A 6,440-nucleotide genomic window follows, 5' to 3' on the forward strand; every position below is an offset into this window, starting at 1 on the left:
CTAAATATAGCCAAAAATTTTTAGTCTACTTCAGTAGACTTTAGCTATGAGCCTTGAACTTTAGTTCGAGGCGGGTGAGGAAGCTTTCAGTTAAGCTACTTTTAGCTTAAGTTGACACGTATGGGCAATGCCATGCCCCTAGCAACGTATTTGTATCATTATATTATTAGACTTAAATAGTTATTTATGAAAATGATAATCAATAATGTCATAAAAAAAGGGGTAAGTTAAGCAAGGGACTTTCAACAAAAAAATTACCCACCCCACAAGAGCATAGTTACAGCTTTTTTTATTTCGATGACAGAGCTATGTAGTAGCGACTTGATATCAGCCTCTATGACTTGTCCAAGGGCCCCAAATTGCGAAAGTAATACCAGGAGTTTGGATGTTGACAAACAAAGTCTTACCATCAGGTGAGAAGCAAGCACCAGCGAACTCGTTTGTATTCAGAGCATTACGCGCGAATTGATAAAGTTCTCCTTTGGGAGTAACACCTACTAAGAACTGCTGATCATCTCCATCTTCACAAAGAATGAGATCGCCGTAAGGTGAAACAACTATGTTATCTGGATTTTCCAGTTCGGCAACAGATGTAGACTCTACAAACAGTTCAATTGTCTCTTTAGCCGGAATATAGCGCCACACTTGGCCAAGCCCTAAAGCACCACCACTTGTGCAGCAAAAATAAAATTCACCGTTACCGTACCAGATACCTTCCCCACGAGCAAACTGGGCCGCTCCTTTTGCAAAACCTTCTACTCGTACAGTATCTTCAGGGGGATTTGGCTCAGTAATCGTCACCCATTCGACTTTCATCGGCTTCCGCTTGGGGAAATCCGCAAAGGTTTGTGCTTGAAAGATATCTTTGAATTTTAAAGCTTGAAGAGTGCCTCCTTCCTTTAACTTGCCACGTACTTTCGGGATAAAACGGTAGAAGAGACTATCTCCCTTATCTTCAGTTTCATAGACAATTCCTGTTTTGGGGTCTACAGCAACAGCTTCATGGTTAAATCTTCCCATAGCTATTAGAGGCTCAGGCTTCACAGGTGTAGTGGTGCTAGCTGGAACTTCAAAGTTATAGCCGTGGAACTTCGAGACATAGTTTTTATCGCCTAACCCAAACGAAGTCGGAGTGGAGGTGTTTTCTTCACAACTAATCCATGAACCCCAAGGAGTTAGTCCACCTGCACAGTTACGATAAGTTCCACTTAGAGAAGTGAAGTGTTTGATTAGCTGGCGATCGCGTCCTACAATCAAATTTGTTGTGCCACCTTTACAAAATGGATCGTAGGGATTTGTACCCTGAACTTGTGTATCAGAAGTAGGGCTAAGTTCGTGATTCCGAACCAGAATAACTGTGTTTCTGGGGCCGGGAAAAGCCGCCATCCCATCATGACCACCAGGCACTTTAGTGCCATCGTTCATCAATTCACCTGTTAGAGAAAAAGTTCGATACTTAAATCCGTCCGGTAAATCTAACAAGCCATTGGGATCTGGTACAAGTGGCCCATATCCTTTACCAAATCTTCGACCAAAAGTTTGTTTAGCAAGAAGACCTTCTAAAGGAGACACCATCAAAGTGCCGACAGCAGTTGTACCTGCTACTGCAAAAAATTTACGTCTTGAGAATGTCATGAGGATGGTTTGGTTACTGAAGATCATACTGAATAAAAAATATTTGATTTTGATTAAATTTGGGTAATGCTTTATTTAATTTAGGGTTAGTTAATACAATCTAAACTTATATAAAATTTTTCCAAAACAAGTCACATTTCTGTATACAAGGTTTATATAATCCCACTACTTAAATCCTGGCATTATATCAAAGAATCTGCGATCGCAGGTTCCTTTAATCGCACCTTTAAAAGGTATAACAGTTATCACTTGAGTGCAATACAGTCGCAACCTCACCTTGTATTTGATTGCTGCAAACATTCCCCTCTCCAAAGCATCAAAGAGGGGTTAGAGGTAAGGTTTAAAAATGTACTTCATGCAAATGAGAAGTGCTATAAAAAAATAAAATATAACAATGAGAAGGGAAGCCCTTAAACAATTCGCAATTCGCTTTTTCGCCCATTCGCAATTACGTTTAGGTAGGGGGATTTAGACCCCAATCACATTACAAGCTTTGGCATTGGGGATGGGGTCTTAAACCCTTTAATTTACGATAAATAAATTTAGGGGTTTCAAGCAAGTAAATTAAACTATAGGAATCCTAAATGATATGTGAAAAATTTTAAGTAATGTAGGGTGGGCTTTGCCCACCATATCCGGGTTTTGGTGGGCAAAGCCCACCCTACGTGTATTTCAAAAATCAAATAGGAGTCCTATAACAGCGAACTTTTAACTCACAATTCCTAAATTGTTGTAGATTTCGATGAGATTACCATCAGGATCACGAAAATGAGCTGTGCGGATTCCCCAGTCGGGGCGGTCTTGTGGTTGAGTTACAACGATCGCATTCTGATCTTTTACTTGCTCATAGACCTCATCCACGTTATCGACTGCGAAAATCAAGGCAATTTTATCTCGATTGGCAATATAAGAAGGCTGTTCGACTCTTGGAACTACTTCAGCCATTAATTCTTTTTTGAACAAACCCAGCTTGAAATATCCGGTATTAAACTCAGCATATCCGCTATCTTCATCGCCCCAATCGACATCAAATTTCAGCAGATCCCGGTAGAACAGAAAAGAATCTTTGTAGTTAGAGACAAGTAGTCTCAGGTGTGTTAGCTGAAGCTTCATATCTGTTGGGTTACTCTACTAACTGTGAATTCTAGGTTCTGGGTGCAAAGTCGCCAGCAACTCACTTTCGACAATTGCTAATTCATCAAGCCGTTGCATGACAATTTCTTTGTCGAAGTAAGTAGCAGCTAAAACCCAATATATACCGTAGTGACGCGCTTCGGATGCCATTAGTCCACGATAAAATTTTGCTAACTCTGGCTCTGGACAGTGAGCAGCTAATAGTCCCAGGCGTTCGTGAGAGCGAGCTTCTATTAAACCAGTGACTAGTAAGGAATCCAGAAATCGCTCAGGTTCTTTGGGGCGGACAACAGCTTTTAAAAGAGCGCCGTAGGGAGGCGGTGGTAGGGGAGCTAGGGGAATATTCCGGCGTTCTAACCATTGGTTAACTAGCTCAAAGTGTTCTAGTTCTTCGCGGGCGATCGCAGTTAGTTCCCGAACCATTTTAGTATTAGAAGGGTAGCGAAACATCATGTTCAAGGCTACGCCTGCTGCTTTGCGTTCACAGTGGGAGTGGTCGAGTAATATGATGTCTAAATTAGCGATCGCTTGTTCAACCCAAGCAGAACTAGTGGGTTGTTTCAGGGCGTTGATAGTCGGTAACTGAGTAAGCACAGAGTCAATCAATTTTGGATTTTGGATTTTGGATTTTGGATTTTTCCATAGTTTAAACTAATAGTGTGTCAAATATATTTTGACGGATATCAAGACATTTGAGAAACGCAAAAAACTCTTTCCCCACTCCCTACTCCCCACTCCCTACTCCCCACCTTCACCCGTCATTTTTGGGTTGACAGACCACTAATAGTCCACCAAAGAAACTTTGCGGGGTTTATCGTCAGAAAATCAAGTTCTTTTCTCCCCTGCCCCCTGCCTCAAAAAGGCTGTATCCGCAGCAAACCTGGTAAATCCAGAGAGGCGAGGTGTTGATAAGCCTGATCCATAAATCGCTTGCCTCTGAGAAAGCCTGTATTAGCACCGGGACAAATATAGCGGAGAGTTTCTGGTGTAAAATTTTCTAACAAGAATCGAAGGCTCTGAATTTGCCTGGGCCAGTGAAAGGTTTTTGCTGTCCGTAATGGTACTGCTTCACCCTGCTGATTAGGGAGTAAATGACGACCAGAAAACAATATACCTCCACGTTCACTGTGGTATAGGCAAGATGAGCCGGGAGAATGACCTGGTGTCCAAATCACTTGGGCTGCCGTATCAAACGTAAATTCCTGCCTAAAGGTAGTTAAGGTTAAACCTGGTAACAAATAAGCTTCTTGCTCTTGAATCAGCACCTCGCAGCTAAAGATTTGCTGAAATTCAGCAGTCTTGCCAATAGCGCCTCGATGGGTGAGAAATAACCAACGCACGCCTCCATGCGATCGCAAAAAATCTTGATTTGTTTGGTCTAGGGCAGGGCAGTCTATGAGGATATTGCCTTCATTTCTTACAATAAGATAAGAGGTTCCCCCTAATGTGTCCCGATTGGGTGGAAAAGCAAAAATGCTCTCTTGTGCGAAGTCCAATTGCAGAGAACCTGCGCTAGGAACTTCGTTAGGAAAGACAGCCCGTGGTGGCTTAGTTGTATGACTTGGCACTTGAGGTAAAGGGCGCATGATCAAAGAACCGAAACTGAGGAGTTGTGGACAATCTGGTTACAGTGTGGAAATTCTTAAGAATTGAACTGGGGACTAGGGATTGGGGATTGGGAACTAAGCACTGGGGAAGATTTGAATGGAGATTGGTACGCCAACCAAATCTTAAAAGAATTTCTTTCCCAGTACCCACTACCCACTACCCAGTCCCCCTGTTAACCATTGTGAAAAAAATTGGAATTTGAGGTCTGCCTTATAGTTAATGCTATGGTGCTGAAGCTACTGGCGGCGCGTTTTGTCAAAATTACTGAAGATAACATGGCATTTTGGTTTCTGTTTATTCTCCTACTGGGGCTAGCTACTTATCTAATGGTGCAGCACAGCGTCGCTCAGATCACCCGGACGCCAGTATGGTTGTTATGGCTGGTTTTAATGGCACCAGCATTACTGTTGAGTGGATGGACGCTGATGTATGGGCCGAAACAACCTCCGCCACCAGCGCTGATTCTTTGGTCGATATTTGTCTCCACAGTGTTGTACTGGACGTTGTTTCAATGGGGGCGTCGATCGCCAAGAGATACACAGACCCAAACCCAACCCCAAGCCTCAGAATCACAGCCGACTATCCAGCCGATCGCAGAACCAGTAGTGCGTCCCATTGAGCCAACGGAAGAAACTCAATTACGAAATTGTTTTCCTTGGTCTGTATACTACGTTCAAAATATTGAGTATCGACCACAAGCCGTGATTTGCCGTGGTCAGTTGCGAACTAAAGCTAGCAACGCCTACCAGCAGATTAAGACTAATATTGAAGCACAATTTGGCGATCGCTTCCTGCTGATCTTTCAAGAAGGTTTAAATGACAAACCTTTCTTTGTGCTGGTTCCCAACACTCAAGCTGCTAAAGAGAGAAATACACCACGACGCGCACAGGAACGCTTAACTCGTCCAGGATTAGCACTTCTACTGCTAGCAGCTACTTTGATAACTACTACTTTGGTGGGAGTGGAAATTGCTGGTGTTTCTCTTCCGCCTCTATGGGAAGTTAGTTCTTTGTTCAAAGTTCTATCTAACCCAGATGTTCTATTTAAGGGATTACCCTATGCTTTAGGGTTAATGACTATTTTAGGCATTCACGAACTTGGGCATTATTTGACAGCTAAACTCTACAAGATTCGCTCAACGTTGCCTTACTTTATTCCCATACCTTTCTTCTTGGGAACTTTTGGTGCATTTATTCAGATGCGTAGTCCCATTCCCAACCGCAAAGCTTTATTTGACATTAGTATCGCTGGGCCAATTGCAGGCTTTGTGGTGACTGTGCCATTACTAATATGGGGCTTGGCTCATTCTGATGTGGTTTCCATCACTGAAAAAACCCGACTTTTAAATCCTGATGCTCTTAATCCCAAGTATTCCATCTTACTAGCGGTACTCTCGAAGTTAGCCTTGGGTAGTCAGTTAACAGCAAAATCAGCCCTTGATTTGCATCCAGTTGCAGTAGCTGGTTTTTTGGGACTAATTGTTACAGCCTTAAATTTAATGCCTGTGGGACAGCTAGATGGAGGTCACATTGTCCATGCAATGTTTGGACAACGAACTGCGATCGTAATTGGTCAAATTGCTCGCGTGTTGTTGCTATTACTGGCTTTAGTAAGAGAAGAATTTTTGGTGTGGGCGATTATCTTATTATTTATGCCATTGATTGATGAGCCTGCACTGAATGATGTCACTGAATTGGATAACCAACGTGATGTTTGGGGATTACTGGCAATGGCGTTGTTGATTGTAATTATTTTGCCACTACCGCAGGCGATCGCTAACTTTTTGCAAATTTAAAAAGTTTCAATGCAAAGAGAAATATAGTAATCCGCTTTGATTTTTGAAATTATTTGCGTAGGCGGGGAGTAGGGAATAGGGAGTAGGGAGTAGGGAATCAGGCTTTTCGAGGTGTACGGTGTTTATTCAAAAATAAAACTGGAGTCAGAATACAGAATTCAGAATTCAGAATACTCTACCCATAAAGGGATAGAGTTTTAATTAGGAATAATATTTTAATTTTTTTTGCCCACAAGGGGCAAGGTTTTAAACCAATATTCATTACCC

6 protein-coding genes are annotated in these 6,440 nt (G+C 42.3%); 1 reads left to right on the top strand and 5 read right to left on the bottom strand.

What is annotated here, in order from left to right:
- Window positions 1-327 precede the first annotated feature (327 nt).
- The 5 genes from LC574_RS20905 to LC574_RS20920 all read right to left on the bottom strand — a co-directional run bounded on the left by LC574_RS20905 (window position 328) and on the right by LC574_RS20920 (window position 4,355).
- Window positions 328-1,635, bottom strand: a complete 1,308-nt coding sequence (locus LC574_RS20905; RefSeq protein WP_229455386.1) for an alkaline phosphatase PhoX — start codon at window positions 1,633-1,635, stop codon at window positions 328-330.
- A gap of 165 nt (window positions 1,636-1,800) precedes the next feature.
- Window positions 1,801-1,935, bottom strand: coding sequence for a hypothetical protein (locus LC574_RS38155; RefSeq protein WP_267871618.1), 135 nt, complete (start codon window positions 1,933-1,935; stop codon window positions 1,801-1,803).
- 408 nt (window positions 1,936-2,343) lie between these two features.
- Window positions 2,344-2,748 carry a VOC family protein gene (locus tag LC574_RS20910; protein WP_229455387.1) on the bottom strand — a complete coding sequence of 135 codons (405 nt, stop codon included), beginning with the start codon at window positions 2,746-2,748 and terminating at the stop codon, window positions 2,344-2,346.
- A gap of 18 nt (window positions 2,749-2,766) precedes the next feature.
- Window positions 2,767-3,363 carry a tRNA isopentenyl-2-thiomethyl-A-37 hydroxylase MiaE gene (locus LC574_RS20915; protein WP_229455390.1) on the bottom strand — a complete coding sequence of 199 codons (597 nt, stop codon included), beginning with the start codon at window positions 3,361-3,363 and terminating at the stop codon, window positions 2,767-2,769.
- Window positions 3,364-3,623: 260 nt separating this feature from the next.
- Window positions 3,624-4,355: an MBL fold metallo-hydrolase gene (locus LC574_RS20920; protein ID WP_229455389.1), complete on the bottom strand. Its 732-nt coding sequence runs from the start codon at window positions 4,353-4,355 to the stop codon at window positions 3,624-3,626.
- Between the two features lie 297 nt (window positions 4,356-4,652).
- Here LC574_RS20920 and LC574_RS20925 point away from each other — a divergent pair, with 297 nt between their 5' ends.
- Window positions 4,653-6,173: a site-2 protease family protein gene (locus LC574_RS20925; protein WP_229455391.1), complete on the top strand. Its 1,521-nt coding sequence runs from the start codon at window positions 4,653-4,655 to the stop codon at window positions 6,171-6,173.
- Window positions 6,174-6,440 lie beyond the last annotated feature (267 nt).

Origin of the sequence: Nostoc sp. CHAB 5715 (assembly GCF_020829685.1) — a bacterium.
Classification (GTDB): Bacteria; Cyanobacteriota; Cyanobacteriia; order Cyanobacteriales; family Nostocaceae; genus Nostoc.

Bases quoted from the DNA above. Each gene is read 5' to 3' on its own strand.
- LC574_RS20905 (WP_229455386.1), bottom strand. From the start codon at position 1,635: ATGACATTCTCAAGACGTAAATTTTTTGCAGTAGCAGGTACAACTGCT.
- LC574_RS38155 (WP_267871618.1), bottom strand. From the start codon at position 1,935: ATGTTTGCAGCAATCAAATACAAGGTGAGGTTGCGACTGTATTGCACT.
- LC574_RS20910 (WP_229455387.1), bottom strand. From the start codon at position 2,748: ATGAAGCTTCAGCTAACACACCTGAGACTACTTGTCTCTAACTACAAA.
- LC574_RS20920 (WP_229455389.1), bottom strand. From the start codon at position 4,355: ATGCGCCCTTTACCTCAAGTGCCAAGTCATACAACTAAGCCACCACGG.
- LC574_RS20925 (WP_229455391.1), top strand. From the start codon at position 4,653: ATGGCATTTTGGTTTCTGTTTATTCTCCTACTGGGGCTAGCTACTTAT.